We start from the raw sequence: 14,091 nt of genomic DNA on the forward strand, positions 1-14,091 counted from the left end.
CGCGGCTTCGAGTTTACATTCAACCACTTACGACATGAGATGGAGGTGGCAAAAGTCCGTCTCTTGACACCAGCCCGACCCAAAATATAGTTCTCGCACAATGCATGATATTTCATTGGGTAGCGGCGAGGAGCCGCCAGCGGATTCAAGATTAGACCTCCTGAAAAAATTTCGATCGGCCGGGCGCGGGTTTTGGCGCGACGTCTCCGACGCTCACTGGAACGACTGGCGGTGGCAACTCAGAAACCGGATCACGACCATCGAGCAATTGGAGCGGCTGATGCCCACGCTCACGCCGGAGGAACGCGCGGGCGCGGTCCTTTCGAGCACCAAACTCGCCATGGCCATCACGCCCTATTTCTTCAACTTGATCGATCTGGCGGACGAAAATTGCCCCATCCGCCGGCAGGTTATTCCGCGCATCGAGGAAACCAGCACCGCGCCCTGGGAAATGGCCGACCCTTGTGGCGAAGATTCTCATTCGCCCGTGCCCGGACTCGTGCATCGCTATCCCGACCGCGTGTTGTTTCTGGTGACTGATCGTTGCGCCGCCTACTGCCGTTACTGCACGCGCTCACGGCTCGTGAGTAATGCCGCCGGCTATGATTTTCATCCGGAGTTTGATCGGCAAATCCAATACATCCGCGAACACCCGGAAGTGCGCGATGTGCTGCTCAGTGGCGGCGACCCGCTGTTGTTCAGTGACGAGAAACTTGAACATCTCCTGAGCCAGTTGCGCGCAATCCCGCACGTCGAGTTTCTCCGCATCGGCACGCGCATCCCGATTTTTCTGCCGCAACGCATCACACCGGAATTGTGCGCGATGCTGAAAAAGCTTCATCCGCTGTTCATCAGCATCCACACGAATCATCCGCGCGAACTCACCACCGAAGTGCGCGATGCGCTCGGTCGTCTGGCCGACGCCGGCATCCCGCTCGGCAACCAGTCTGTGCTTCTCCGCCACGTCAATGACAACGTGACTGTGATGAAGGCGCTCGTGCAGAAACTGCTGATGTGCCGTGTGAAGCCATATTACATCTATCAATGTGATCCGATCTCCGGCTCAGCCCACTTGCGCGCCAGCATCCGCAAGGGGCTTGAGATCATGGACGGTCTGCGCGGTCACACGACCGGCTACGCCGTGCCACAGTACGTGATCGATGCGCCCGGTGGGGGCGGCAAGGTGCCGATCAATCCCGAATATATTTTGAGCCACAACGCCGACCGCGTGGTCCTTCGCAACTACGAAGGCAAAGTCTTCGAGTATGTCGTGGGTGCTAAGAGCGCGCCGCAGTACAAAGCCTCGGAGAATTTCAGCGTGCCGGAGTTGTTTTGAAAACTGTAACGAACCTGGCGAAGGACCAGAGGGTATCACGACTCTCCCTCATCGCTTGCGTAATCACTTTCATCTTGTCTGCGTTGATGCTGTGCGACTGTCCCGGGTTTGCAGTTGTCATGGGTGTGTTCACAATATTTCCAATCCTGCGAGGCCCTCCGGCTTATCGGTTCATCGGTATCATCGCTTTAGTTTGTGCCGTGGCTTACGACATTTACCTTTCCCGTTAAATCGTGTGTGTGTTTGGTTTCCTTCTTCTGCTTTTGGCAGTTGTTGCACCGTTGCAGATTTCCTGATTTCCTGATTCGTCATGGCACGTGAGTCAAATCAAGCCAAAGTTGTGCGCGTTCGGAAAATCCTCGTCGCATTACAAAAGACTTACCCCGACGCGCACTGCGAGTTGAATTACTCGAATCCTTTGGAATTGCTCATCGCAACAATTCTCTCCGCGCAGTGCACAGATAAACGCGTCAACCTCGTGACCGCTGACTTGTTCAAGAAGTATCGGTCGGCAAAAGATTTTGCCAACGCCGACCCCGCTGGATTGGAGCAGGACATCAAGACCACCGGTTTTTTTCGGAACAAAGCGAAGAACATTCGAACCTGTTGCCGCAAACTCATCGAGTTTCATCAAGGCGAAGTGCCGCGCACGATGGAGGAGTTGACGCATCTCGATGGTGTGGGGCGCAAGACGGCGAACGTCGTCCTTGGCAATGCATTCAACATAAACCTCGGCATCGTCGTGGACACGCATGTTGCACGATTGTCCGCGCGACTCGGTTTGACGAGGGAAAAGACACCGGAGAAAATCGAGCTGGAGTTGATGAAACTCGTGCCGCAGATGCAATGGACGCTGTTCAGCCATTGGCTCATCTGGCACGGGCGTCGGCGGTGTTTTGCGCGCAATCCCGATTGTCCGAATTGTGAAGTTGCCCGGCTGTGTCCTTCGGCTGGGAAAGTTTGATTCAGGAAACATCCAACCTTGAACATTCAACATCCAACATCCAATTGGGGAATCGGGCGCGAAGGTGCCTTGGATGTCGGATGTTCGACGTTGGAGGTTGATTGTTCCGATTGGCTCTTGCTCAACTCCGGCCCAAGCCTCGCCGCGTTCAACATGGCGTTGGATGAAGCTTTGTTGGAGGCCGCGCCCAGCTTGGGCAAACCTGTTCTCCGATTCTACGGTTGGGCAGAACGTGCCGCGTCGTTCGGTTACTTCCAGAAATATTCCGAGGTCGAGCGAATGACTTTGTTGCGGCCTCTCGTTCGGAGGCCGACCGGCGGTGGGCTCGTGCCGCACGATGCGGACTGGACCTACAGCCTGGTTTTTCCGCCGACCAATCCGTGGTATGCCCTTAAAGCGGTCGAGAGTTATCGGCAGGTTCACGAATGGATTCAAGCCGCCTTCACAAAGCTTGGAGTCGTCACGGAGCTCGCGGCTGCGTGCCGCAAGGCTTCACTAGGGCAATGCTTTGTCGGCCATGAGAAGTTTGACGTGCTTTGGCAGGGGCGAAAGATTGCCGGTGCCGCTCAGCGTCGCACGCGCCATGGTCTGCTGATTCAAGGTTCGGTACAACCGCCCTCGAAACGAATCACACGAGACGACTGGCAAGGGGCAATGCGCGAAGTGGTCCACGCACCGGCCGGTGTTCGTTGGGCGGAGTCCAAACCAGCCGCCGACCTGGCGACGCGCGTGGCCGAATTGGTTCAGCAAAAATATTTTCAAGCCGCTTACAACCAAAGGCGTTAAGTTGACCGATTCATCCCGGATTTTACTTCGCCGCGTTTCTGTGCGATGGATAACCGCGCGGTTGGATTACAAAGCATCGCGCCAGCGGAAAACCGGTTGTTGCATTGACGTGAAAAAGATTCTTTCGATTGGCGCGGTGACTGCGCTCGCTACGGTCTGGGCACACAGCACGATTCTTCTCAACGATTCCTTCTCCTACACCAACGGCCCACTGGTGACCGTCAGCGGAGGCAAATGGATTCACCACAGTCCGTCTGGTTCGGCGACTGGCGAAGTTGCCGTCGCATCGGAACAAATCATTCTGAATCGCAGCAACGCAGAGGATGTCAGCGCGTTGCTGGCGGGCCAACCTTACTCTTCGGCTGGCACAACCAACATTTTCTACGCAAGTTTCACCGTTCGATTTACAACCCTGCCATCGGCTGGTGGTAATTACTTTGCGCACTTCAAGGACGCCGGGGCGAGCTCAGGTTTTGGCGCGCGCGTCTGGGCCTTCACGAGCGCAGCCGCGCCCGGAATGTTCCGGCTCGGCATTTCCTCCACCAGCAGCACGATCATCAGCGCCACCAACCCGACTGATCTCGCGCTCAACACCGATTATCAGGTGGTCACGCGCCTAGTGAACAGCAATTCAATCGCTACGCTCTGGATCAACCCTGCTTCGGAATCCGATCCCAGCATTTCCAGCGCGGAAGCTCCCGCTACAGTCACGGTGGCGACTTACGCCTTTCGCGAGGATTCGGGAATCGGCGTCATGTCAATCGATGATCTGCGGGTGGGCACAACGTTCGCCGAAGTGTTGACCAACACGTCGCCTTCGCCACCGACCATCCTCACGCAACTCCAGAGCCAGACCGTCACGGAGGGAGGCACGGCGATGTTTAGCGTCGTTGCTGACGGCACCGCGCCGTTGAGTTACCAGTGGAAATTTGGCGGGACGAATCTGACGTCAGAGACGAACTCATCGCTGACGTTGTTCAGCGTCACGACGAATCATGCCGGTGATTACATCGCTTACGTCACCAACTCCGTCGGTTGGACCAACAGCCAGCCGGCGACGCTGACGGTCAACCCGCGTTCGAGTTCCAACGGTTTCGCGTTTTCATTGCTCACCTACAATGTCAGAGGTAATGGCGCAACGAATTGGAGCACGAATTCGCCGCAGGTGCAGGCCATCGGTCGCCAGATGCAGTATCTGACTCCAGACATCATCACTTTCAATGAAATCCCTTGGGACTTCAGATACGAGATGACCAATTTCATCACCGCGTTTCTGCCCGGCTACCATCTGGCCATCAGTTCAGGTACCGACGGTTTCATCTGCAGCGCCATCGCCAGCCGCTATTCCATCACGCGCTCCAACAAATGGCTGGACGGCGCGGACCTGAAACCATTCGGCTACACCAACACTTCGACCGCGAACGCGGATAATTTCACGCGCGACTTGTTTGAGGCACAGATCGATGTGCCAGGTTTCAATCGACCGCTGCACATTTTCACAACGCACTTGAAAGCCACGGGCACAAACTACTCCGACTCGGCGGCCAAACGCGCCGCTGAAGCCGCGGCCATCACTAATTTTTTTGCAACGAACCTTTTTGTTCTTTATCCATACGATCCGTACACGTTGTCGGGCGACATGAACGAATCGGACACGAACGCCCTTGCGATTCAGCGGCTCTTGAGCGCGCCGACCGGCTTGCGGCTGACGAACCCGACCAACCCGTTCACCGGCAGCTTCAACACGTATTCCACCGCCACAGCCAATCCGGGCGAGCGCATTGACTACATCCTGCCCGGCAATCTGCTGTTTACGAACATCGCCGGCGGGCAGGTGTTCCGCACGGACAAGCTGAATCCCGTGCCGCCCAACTTGAACAGCAACGACGACAAGGTGGCTTCCGATCATCTTCCGGTGATGATGGTTTTCAACAATCCCTACCTGACCCCGTTCCAGATCGTCTCAATCAACGTGAGCAATCAACTGGTCACGCTGAACTGGGAAGCCATCAGCAACCGGCAATATCGGGTGGACGTTTCGTCGAATCTGGTCGATTGGGTGAGCTTGGCTGACAGCCAGACCGCGACGGGAACAAACTTCGTCTTCAGCACCAACGTGACGGATAGCCCGCAGTTTTTCCGGGTCTTACGACTGCCGTGATGGTCGTTTCATTCCGGAATCCAAATCAGGCTGGGATTGTTCGTGCGGCCCTTGTTGCCGGCAAAATCCCAGTACTCTTTATTGTTGAGCCGGCCGGAATGGCCGTCGAGAAACGTGAATTGCGCGCCTTGACTGTGCAGGTTGGTATGCACGTTGTTCTGCTGGGCCACCGCCGCCAGTTTGCCGTTGTCAAACAGCCAGACCAGTCGCGTCGGATGGTGGAGTGACGAGAGTTTCACCTGGTTGCCACTCCCGGAGAGGTTCACGTGTTCGTTGAGGCAATAATGAAAAAGATTGTTCCCATTGCTGCGTCGCAGATTCGCGGCACAAATCCAGAGGGATTTGCCGGGATCGATGGCGGCGTTGGTGCGCCAGGGCATTTCCTTGTACGTTGGCAAGCCGATGGTCTTTGGCAAATCGTTATACCACCCATCGTTGACCGAGGTGCCGTTGGGCGAACCATCTTGCGGAAGAAAGTCGTCATTTTCATTGGCGAACAGATGAGTCGCCAATCCCCATTGTTTCAAATTGTTCAAACAGGCGGTGCCGTTGGCCTTTGCTTTGGCGCGGCTGAGTGCCGGCAAAAGCAACGCCGCCAGAATGGCGATGATGGCAATCACCACCAGTAACTCGATCAACGTAAAGGCGCGCTTCCGATTCACAACGGCTCCTGCGTTCGTAGATTGCAAGAGCAGTGACTGGATACCACATCCGGTGTTGTTTTACAGGAGAATTTGGATCGGCAAGCCGGGAATATTTCGGAGCTGGCATTGCAAACGGGGCATTAAGTGAATAATATCACTCGCCTATGGTTCGGCTGGTTTTATTCGACATTGACGGTACGTTGATCAACACGGGCGGCGCGGGCACGAAGGCGTTTGCCCGCGCTTTCGCCACCGCCTTCAACATCCCCAATGGTTCGGAGCGCTTGAGGTTTGCCGGCCGCACGGACACGAGCCTGGCGCGGGAATTTTTCGTGCTGAATGAAATCGAGCCGACGGCGGAAAACTTCCGACATTTTTTTGACACGTATGTTTTCTGGCTCGAGCACATGGTCACGCAAGCAGACGGCGCGACCTTGCCCGGCGTCTGGAAGTTTCTCCGTGAACTGCAATCGCTGCCGCAGCCACCGACACTCGGCCTCTTGACGGGCAACACCCGGCTTGGCGCGGAGATCAAACTGCGCCACTTCGACCTTTGGGAGCTGTTTCAGACCGGTGCGTTTGCGGACGACCACGAAGACCGTAATCAAATCGCCGCTATTGCGCGCCAACGCGGCAACCGTCTGCTCAAACAGAAATTGCGCGGCCACCAAATCCTCGTCGTTGGCGACACGCCGCTCGACATCGAATGCGCCCGCGCCATCGACGCCAGAATGCTGGCCGTGGCCACCGGTGGTGCGACCTTGGAAAAGCTAAGAGCACATCAACCCGATTGGCTCGTCGAAGATTTGCGGAAAGCCAGCGCGAAAGAACTTTGTCTCTGACACGCCAGCGCCTTGTCTCTACGGGCGCCTTGCCGAAATAATCAGGCGACCCCGCGGTCACGCGAGGCGGGACGGAGCAGAAACATCAGGATGGCCGCCACCAACACGGGGATGGCGCAAAGCGCAAAGCCTTGTGACAACGGCACACCGTGGTCCTTCAGCTTGCCGAGCACCGGCGTCAGATACGCGCCCGAAGAGATGCCCACAAAATTCATTACGCCGTAGCCGGTCGCCCGGAAACGCGAAGGTGCGAGCTGACAGAGAATTGGCATGTTGTTCGCATCGAATATCCCGAAGCCCAGACCGAACACGATGGTGCAAACGATCACCATCCAGAAGGTTGGCGCCAGCCCCATGCCCAGCATCGCCGGCACGGTGAGCAACAAACCAAGCGAGCTCACCCAGGTTCGACCCCGCACGCTGCGCCGCGAAAGATAATCCGCAAACCGGCCGCCGATGATGACGCCGAAAAACGCGGCGCCGGCATTCGTCATGGTCGCCCACAAGCCTGAAGATTTCTGGTCCAGCAGGAAGCGGTCTTGTAACAAAGTGGGCAGCCAATTTTTCACCGCCCAACCGGGAAGGCTGGGCAGACTGAAACAAATCAGCAGGATCACGAAACCCCACCAGACCACTGACCCATCGTCTGTTCCTTTGGTCGAATCTCCAACCGCAGGCGCCGCGTCGCGCTCCCGTTCACGCAGGAAGAAAATCAGCACGAAGGCATACGCGACACCGATGAGACCGCAGCCAAAAAACGCCGCACGCCACGAAACATCCTGCGCCACCCATCCGCCCACGCCGCCCAATGCCTGTCCCATGTAAACGCCGCTCAGATGGACGCCTACGGCCAGCGATCGCGTCGGGCCACGATGATAATCCGCAATGAGCGCGAGTCCCGCCGGCATGTAGAACGCCTCGCTCAATCCCATGACAGCGCGCAAATAGTAGAGTTGGTGGAAGTCGTGGGCCTGACCCATCAACAGCGTCACAGCGGACCAGATGCCGAGACTGGCGACGATGAGCCACTTGCGATTCAACCGGTCACCGATGAACCCGCCGAGCGGACTGCAAAATGCATAGACCCACATGAAGATCGCCATCAACTGGCCGAACATCTCGGCGCTTTGCAATTCTGTGATGTCCGCCTTGATGGAGATCCCCATCGTCGCGAGCATCTGCCGGTCGAGGTAATTCAAAACCGCAACCGGCCAGAGCAACATCACCACTGCCCACGCATGAGCTGGCAGACGGGAAGCAGAGGGGGTTGAATCATTCATCGCAAAAATCGCGTCAGATGCCGGGCCGTTTCAAATCAGTTTCCATTCAGCGAATAATTTTTTCAGTTTGCCGACCAGTTCCTGATAACGCGCGTGTGTCGCCGGCGAAACCAGTGACTTCGGATGCCCGGCCGGCAATCCACGAGCCTCGATGGCTGCGGCAACATTTAACGGGAACTCAAGCGTCTCTACCAACTTGCCCAAGGTCTTCATCCGCTCGGTGGCGACGGCGGCGCGTTCCGGCGTTCCGGCTTTGACGGCATTATAAATTTCCACCATCAAGTCCGGCACCATATCGCCGAGCCCGCCGATGCAACCGGCGACGCCGAACGACATTGCCTCGGCGATGCGTGTGTCCGCGCCGGCGAAGACCGCGAAGTTTTTTTCGCGGCCCAGCTTCACCAGTTCTCGATTGTACTCAAACTCCGCGCCGCTTTGTTTGATGCCGGCGACGTTGGTGCGGTCGGCCACCGCCGCAAGAGTTTCGAGGCCGCTGCGGTTGCCGACGCGTTCCGGGAAATTGTAGAGGAACAAGGGAAGTTGCGCCGCTTCGCCTGCCCGAACGAACCACTCCACGAGATCGGCTTGGGCCAATGGATAAAAATACGGCGGCAACAGCGCAATCGCGGCAGCGCCGATTTCGCGGGCGTGCCGGGCGAGTTCCGCAACGATGCGCGGACGAATTTCCGTGACGTTGACAATGGCTGGCAGCGGCGAGAGCAATTCGACAACGCGAACCGCAAACTTTTTTCGCGCCTCAATGTCGAGATGCAAGAACTCGCCCGTGCTGCCGAGCACCATCAAGCCGTGGATGCCGTGTCCGCGCAGAAACGCAATGTTGCGCTGCAAATCCTGGTCGCTGACGCGGCCTTCCTTGTCGGTGGAGGTCCAGAGCGCGGCGAAAATTCCTTCCCATTTTTTATTCATCGTAATGCGGTGGTTGATAAATTAGGGGGCGATGCTCCTTTGCTCTCGTGCAGTTGTCCAGCGGAAAGGGTTCAGAAGTGAATGAGGAATTTATTTTATCCCCGCTTTGGCAGCGGCTTCGGGGTCGATTCGCAAGAGGGCGTTCGTGGCTGCTTTCCTATTGAACAAAATCGGGTCGCTCAACATCGTAGTAATGTCGGGCACCGCCGCCTTGGCTTGAACTCCAAATTCACCAAGTGATTTTACCACTTCACCATGCACAATGGTGCTCTTGGGCAATTGATGCAGTTCATGAATCAACGCGGGAACAACCAGCGTAGCATCACTATGAATCTTGCCCAACGCAGTCGCAGAAGACATTCGTACCGCCTTATTCTGATCGTTCAGACGGCGAAGCAGAGCAGGTACAGCTCCGTGCGCAGATGATCCGATTGCCCCCAATGATGAAGCGGCAACCATTCTGATGTTTGAATCCTGATCGCTCAATAAATTGATCAATTCTGGTACCGCAGGTTCGGCAACTTGCCCAAGTGCCACAAATCCAAAAACAGCCATCCAATGATAATCATCATCTGAATGGGGATGAAAATGAATCAGTGATTGCTCCTTGATGAGCGCAAGCACCCAGCTTTTGAGGGCCGAATCCTTGGCTCGAAGCATTTTGATTAGGGTAGGAATCGCGTTGGTGCCGATTTGCAGTATTGCTGTTTCTGCCGAAACTCGCAACGCTTTGGCCGACTCTGACGGTGGAGCAGGAAATTCACCTTCTGTGTTTAGAAAACTTTTGCTGTATTTGTCCAACCAAACACTTAATGGCTTCCCTTGGTAAACTGGTTCACGCGGTCGCAGTGCTTCCCAAGTAAGCCCGGCCAAAACAGCGACGAGCAGAATCGCCACTATAATGCGGCGCTTGTTCCTCATAGTTTCACTTTCACCCGACGTAGGCAGGAAGACGAGAATTTTCCGAACATGCGTTTGACCGTTCGAATCGATCTCGGCGGTTGCCCCGCATTTCTTGGCGAGAGCATTTTTCAAGGGCGACAGCAAGATTGCGATCTTGCATTTTTCCGGCGACGGCGTTGGATGAGGTCATGTTTCCCTACGTGGCATTTTCAAAGGACAAGACCTGGCAGCCCGGCCCGTATCCCGGCGTCGAGTTGCTGGTGTTGCACAAAAACGAAGCGACCGGCGGCGTGACCGTCCTGCGCAAGTTCAAAGCAGGCGTGACGGTGCCTGCTCACACTCATCTGGAGGCTAATGAATCAGCCTACATCCTCTCCGGTGAATGGGAGGAATCGGGTGTCGCTCACACCGCCGGCACATTTTTCTTTGCGCCGAAAGGCGAGAGGCATGGCCCGCACGTGGCCAAGACGGAAGTCATCAGCCTGACGGTTTTCGACGGGCCGTTGACGGTGGTTTGAGATGCGGATACGCGCAAGTTGCACGGTGAACGATACAAATGTCCGTGGCCTCCGCTCTACAAAATGGACAAGCGGTGAAGGCGAACGTCGAAAAGATTGTTGGCAAACATGTTTGCTGAACTGAATCCATGCAAAGACGATTCAAAATTGAATTATGAGCACCAGCTATGCCCTTTTTGACTGGCTCATATCGTCCTGCCTCAATGTCACGATGGAACAGTGAAACTTTTTTTGGTGCGCTTCGGGTCGGATTCTTAGCGACGCGGCGCAAATTGGTTTGTGCTGGTTGACACGTCGGGATTTCGAGGCTTGTTGCGCCAACAACGATAGCGTAAGCTTTGGCTATGACAACGACGATCAGCGTTTCGCCAAAGGGACAAGTGGAGTTGCCGGAGGAATTCTGCAAGCGGAAGAAGATCAAGCCCGGCACGGCTTTGCGCGTGACGGAGGTGGGCGACGGACTGTATGTGGCCCCAGTGCCGGAGCCGACTGAGAACGAATTGAAGGAAGTCATCGCCGCTGCCGGTTCGCTTACCCGCCGCCAATCTCGAGAGGAAGAGGAGATGGTGCGTCAGGTGATCGCCGACTATCGCGAAGAGAAGCGGCGGAAGCGGGGATGAACGTTGTCACCGACACCAACGTCGTTATCTCCGCGATTTTCTGGCCGGGCGAATCCCGCCAGTGCATGGTGTTGTGGGCCAAGCGGCGGTTTCACTTGGCTATCACCATCCCCATCTTCGAGGAGTATGACAAGATCGCCCGGCGCGTTGCGCGCAAGATTCCTGAAGTGAATCCGGAGCCGTGGCTGAAGTGGATGGAGCGCAAGGCAAAGGTTTACGAACCGGCTCTGCTTGGCAAACAGCGCAGCCGTGACCGGAATGACGATCCGTTTCTGGCGTGCGCGCTGGCGAGCGGCGCGAAAACGATCATCTCCAAGGACGCAGATTTGCTGGTATTGGAGAAACCGTTCGGCATTGAGATCGTAACGCCCCGACAGTTTCTTGCGCAGTTTCGCTGAGCGGGCTTTGTTTCCACCACGGCGATAGTTGAAACTTTTCGACTGGAAGCCGGGTCTTAATTGATGACCGCATAACGCGGAGATTGGCTGCTACAATGACGAACCTCTTTTGAAAAGCAGACGTTATGAATGATCCTCAATCGCACGCGACACACTTGCCCCGCAGAACATTTCTCAAAGAGATTGCCGTCGGCACGAGCGCTTTGGCCACGAGCGGTCCGTTGTTGGCGGCCGACTTGTTTTCCCCGAGCGCCAAAGAAGCCAGGCTGCCTTATCGCGGGCCGAACGTGGTTATCATCCGCTTCGGTGGCGGGGCGCGACGGCGTGAGACCATCGATCCCGAACAGACTTACAGTCCGTTTCTTTGCCACGAGTTAACCCGGCGCGGCACGTTTTTCAAGGGCATGGAGATCGCCACGATCAAAGACATCAACACCAGCCATGGCGAGGGTACGCTTTACATTATCACCGGCAAATACGACAAGTTCCGGGACGTGCAAGGCAAATTTCTCGGCGCGCGCTTTGAATCCACGGTGCCGACGGTGTTTGAATATTTCCGCAAGGCGTACGATGTGCCCGATCACCAGGCGCTCATCGTCAATGGCGAAGACCGCGCGGACGAGGAGTTTTACAACTTCAGCAATCACCATCTGTTCGGCGCGCATTTCCGCTCGAACACGCTCAGCTTGCGCCGATTCAAAACCTATCTGTTGCGTCAGCAAATTGCCGCCGGCCAATGGGATGGCAAACAACTCAAGCAAAAGCAGCGTGACCTCGCGAAACTCGAAGCGATTGATTACCGCGCAACCGAGAAGAACGGTCAAGGCCCGGAGCTGACGCAGTTTTGGGAACGTTGGCGCAAGTATTATGGCGAAACCGGCCTCGTGAATCCGCGCGGCGACCGGTTGTTGACCGAGTTGACTGTTCGCGCCCTCAAGGAACTCCGGCCCAAACTCATCATGGTGAACTACCAGGATTGCGATTACGTCCATTGGGGCAACGTCAATCACTACACCCGCGCCATCGCCATCATGGACGAAGGCGTTCGCCAGATCGTCGCAACGGTGGAGGCCGATGCCGAATATCGCGACAACACCATCTTCGTCGTTGTGCCCGATTGCGGACGCGACAACAATCCGCTGGCGGCGGTTCCGTGCCAGCATCATTTCAACACGCGGTCGGCGCACGAAATCTTCGCGTTGATCTTCGGGCCGGGCATTGCAAAGGGCGCGGTGGTCGATCACCGCGTCGATCAAATTCAAGTCGCGGCCACCATCGGCAAGCTCATGAATTTCAAAACCGAATTCACCGAAGGGCCAGTGCTCGCTGAAGCCATTGCATGAGCACCGTCGCCACTCCGCCAATTCGGGGCGACTACGCGCTTGCTGCACCGCCGATCATTCAATCGAGTGTGACGCAACCCTCCGCATTGGGTCGCGCGCTGATTGCGCCGGTAAAGTTTCTGTGGGGCATGGCGTTAATGCAGTCCTTCCTCGGCAGTTTGATGGTGGTCGGCTGGACGTATCGGCTGGCGCAACGTTGCATGTTGAAATTCTGGTGGGCGCGCAGTTCGCACATGGCCAACGGCGGTTGCTTCGCCGAATTTCTCGCGGCGCATCCGGGAACTCATGATCAGCTCCACTGGCCAAATTGGTTTGCCCAACAGAATTTCCGTCAAGCGATCCGGCGCAATGAACAGACAAGTTTTTTTGCCTACGTGAAGCAACTTACTAAAGCCTGTTGCCGATCGTTGGGACGCAACCTGACGCTAGGCGCGCAAGCCATCGCCAACACGTGGGTGCTCACGATGCCCGCGTGCGCGCTCTGGCTGTTTGCCTGGTATGACGGTTGGAACAATTCGTTCAATAAGGGTTACGAACAAGCCGCGGTGGGGCCGTTGCTCGGCGTGTTTGGCGTGATGCTGTTCATCGCTGTGATGTTTTTCGTGCCGATGGCGCAGATGCGTCACGCCGCGACCGGCCAATGGCGCGCCTTCTATCAGTTTGGACTGGTGTGGGGATTGGTTCGGCGACGCTGGCTCGCCTGCATGTTGTTGGCCGTGCTTTATGCGCTCCTCTCCGTCCCCGTGACGGTTTTGAAAACCGCGCCGTACTTTTTATACGATCGTTTCGCCGCGAAGCACGGTTACGCAGCGAGTCTTGCCAATCCCGATCCCCAACAACTCATCCAATTCCTCAATGGCTACTATTTCTGGTCCGCGCTGCTGGTGTTCCCCGTCTTTGCATTTCTGCGATTCATTGCGGCGCGGATTTATGCGAGCGCATTGCTCGATTCCGTTCAGACGGGCCAACTGCCGATAACGAGTCTCGCGGCCAGCGAGCGTGACGTTCTGGAACGACTGGAATTGCTCCATCTTCGTCCGCAGCCTCAACGGCATTTCTTCGTGCGCGCCGTTGCGTGGTTCGCAACGCGCACGGGCCGCGTGGCCGGGACGATTCTGTTGATCGGGGTCTGGTTCGCTTTTGTGGCGCAAATCTTCATCGGACAATTCCTGAACTTTCATCCGCTGGGCGGCTGGCTGAACCAACCGCTGGTGCAGCTTCCGTGGTTTCATTACCTGCCGCCGGCGCTGAAGAATTCCGCTGGCGAAATCTTGTTCACGGCCTTTTTGTTTTTGGCATTTTTCCTCGGTCGCAGGATTGTGGATTTGATCAGGTCATGGGTGCTGCGTTGACAGCAGTGCATCTGGAA

Annotated in this window: 14 protein-coding genes; 10 read left to right on the forward strand and 4 right to left on the reverse strand. The window is 56.4% G+C overall.

Annotated elements, in window-relative coordinates; translation table 11 throughout:
* The first annotated feature begins 100 nt into the window (after positions 1–100).
* The 4 genes from HY298_04405 (at position 101) to HY298_04420 (ending at position 5,247) form a co-directional block, all read left to right on the forward strand.
* On the forward strand, positions 101–1,336 hold the full coding sequence (locus HY298_04405; GenBank protein MBI3849520.1) for a KamA family radical SAM protein: 1,236 nt from the start codon (positions 101–103) through the stop codon (positions 1,334–1,336).
* 310 nt (positions 1,337–1,646) lie between these two features.
* A complete protein-coding gene (gene nth, locus HY298_04410) occupies positions 1,647–2,300 on the forward strand; it encodes an endonuclease III (GenBank protein ID MBI3849521.1) in 654 nt (217 codons plus the stop codon).
* Between the two features lie 18 nt (positions 2,301–2,318).
* The gene (locus HY298_04415; protein MBI3849522.1) at positions 2,319–3,086 is read left to right on the forward strand and encodes a hypothetical protein; all 768 of its coding nucleotides are present in this window, start codon (positions 2,319–2,321) and stop codon (positions 3,084–3,086) included.
* Between the two features lie 109 nt (positions 3,087–3,195).
* Positions 3,196–5,247 carry an immunoglobulin domain-containing protein gene (locus tag HY298_04420; protein MBI3849523.1) on the forward strand — a complete coding sequence of 684 codons (2,052 nt, stop codon included), beginning with the start codon at positions 3,196–3,198 and terminating at the stop codon, positions 5,245–5,247.
* Positions 5,248–5,255: 8 nt separating this feature from the next.
* On the opposite strand, the gene HY298_04425 is transcribed toward HY298_04420, so the two are convergent.
* On the reverse strand, positions 5,256–5,909 hold the full coding sequence (locus HY298_04425; protein ID MBI3849524.1) for a prepilin-type N-terminal cleavage/methylation domain-containing protein: 654 nt from the start codon (positions 5,907–5,909) through the stop codon (positions 5,256–5,258).
* 146 nt (positions 5,910–6,055) lie between these two features.
* Here HY298_04425 and HY298_04430 point away from each other — a divergent pair, with 146 nt between their 5' ends.
* Complete coding sequence (locus HY298_04430; protein MBI3849525.1) at positions 6,056–6,733, forward strand: HAD hydrolase-like protein; 678 nt, start codon at positions 6,056–6,058, stop codon at positions 6,731–6,733.
* A gap of 41 nt (positions 6,734–6,774) precedes the next feature.
* Here the strand turns inward: HY298_04430 and HY298_04435 are convergent, their stop codons facing one another.
* From HY298_04435 to HY298_04445, 3 genes are all read right to left on the reverse strand, one after another.
* The gene (locus HY298_04435) at positions 6,775–8,013 is read right to left on the reverse strand and encodes an MFS transporter (GenBank protein ID MBI3849526.1); all 1,239 of its coding nucleotides are present in this window, start codon (positions 8,011–8,013) and stop codon (positions 6,775–6,777) included.
* A gap of 30 nt (positions 8,014–8,043) precedes the next feature.
* A complete protein-coding gene (locus HY298_04440) occupies positions 8,044–8,940 on the reverse strand; it encodes a dihydrodipicolinate synthase family protein (GenBank protein ID MBI3849527.1) in 897 nt (298 codons plus the stop codon).
* A gap of 90 nt (positions 8,941–9,030) precedes the next feature.
* On the reverse strand, positions 9,031–9,975 hold the full coding sequence (locus HY298_04445) for a HEAT repeat domain-containing protein (protein MBI3849528.1): 945 nt from the start codon (positions 9,973–9,975) through the stop codon (positions 9,031–9,033).
* Positions 9,976–9,989: 14 nt separating this feature from the next.
* On the opposite strand from HY298_04445, the gene HY298_04450 reads away from it, so the two are divergent.
* From HY298_04450 to HY298_04470, 5 genes are all read left to right on the forward strand, one after another.
* A complete protein-coding gene (locus HY298_04450; protein MBI3849529.1) occupies positions 9,990–10,361 on the forward strand; it encodes a cupin domain-containing protein in 372 nt (123 codons plus the stop codon).
* Positions 10,362–10,705: 344 nt separating this feature from the next.
* The gene (locus HY298_04455) at positions 10,706–10,981 is read left to right on the forward strand and encodes an AbrB/MazE/SpoVT family DNA-binding domain-containing protein (GenBank protein MBI3849530.1); all 276 of its coding nucleotides are present in this window, start codon (positions 10,706–10,708) and stop codon (positions 10,979–10,981) included.
* A complete protein-coding gene (locus HY298_04460; protein MBI3849531.1) occupies positions 10,978–11,379 on the forward strand; it encodes a putative toxin-antitoxin system toxin component, PIN family in 402 nt (133 codons plus the stop codon). The genes HY298_04455 and HY298_04460 overlap by 4 nt, the downstream gene beginning before the upstream one ends.
* A gap of 125 nt (positions 11,380–11,504) precedes the next feature.
* Positions 11,505–12,722 carry a hypothetical protein gene (locus tag HY298_04465; GenBank protein ID MBI3849532.1) on the forward strand — a complete coding sequence of 406 codons (1,218 nt, stop codon included), beginning with the start codon at positions 11,505–11,507 and terminating at the stop codon, positions 12,720–12,722.
* Positions 12,719–14,074: a DUF4013 domain-containing protein gene (locus HY298_04470; protein ID MBI3849533.1), complete on the forward strand. Its 1,356-nt coding sequence runs from the start codon at positions 12,719–12,721 to the stop codon at positions 14,072–14,074. The genes HY298_04465 and HY298_04470 overlap by 4 nt, the downstream gene beginning before the upstream one ends.
* Positions 14,075–14,091: the final 17 nt, after the last annotated feature.

The organism is Verrucomicrobiota bacterium (assembly GCA_016200005.1).
GTDB lineage: Bacteria > Verrucomicrobiota > Verrucomicrobiia > Limisphaerales > PALSA-1396 > PALSA-1396.

Excerpts from the sequence above, each read along its gene's own strand:
- HY298_04405 (MBI3849520.1), top strand. The coding sequence starts at position 101 with ATGCATGATATTTCATTGGGTAGCGGCGAGGAGCCGCCAGCGGATTCA.
- nth (MBI3849521.1), top strand. The coding sequence starts at position 1,647 with ATGGCACGTGAGTCAAATCAAGCCAAAGTTGTGCGCGTTCGGAAAATC.
- HY298_04430 (MBI3849525.1), top strand. The coding sequence starts at position 6,056 with ATGGTTCGGCTGGTTTTATTCGACATTGACGGTACGTTGATCAACACG.
- HY298_04435 (MBI3849526.1), bottom strand. The coding sequence starts at position 8,013 with ATGAATGATTCAACCCCCTCTGCTTCCCGTCTGCCAGCTCATGCGTGG.
- HY298_04440 (MBI3849527.1), bottom strand. The coding sequence starts at position 8,940 with ATGAATAAAAAATGGGAAGGAATTTTCGCCGCGCTCTGGACCTCCACC.
- HY298_04455 (MBI3849530.1), top strand. The coding sequence starts at position 10,706 with ATGACAACGACGATCAGCGTTTCGCCAAAGGGACAAGTGGAGTTGCCG.
- HY298_04460 (MBI3849531.1), top strand. The coding sequence starts at position 10,978 with ATGAACGTTGTCACCGACACCAACGTCGTTATCTCCGCGATTTTCTGG.
- HY298_04465 (MBI3849532.1), top strand. The coding sequence starts at position 11,505 with ATGAATGATCCTCAATCGCACGCGACACACTTGCCCCGCAGAACATTT.
- HY298_04470 (MBI3849533.1), top strand. The coding sequence starts at position 12,719 with ATGAGCACCGTCGCCACTCCGCCAATTCGGGGCGACTACGCGCTTGCT.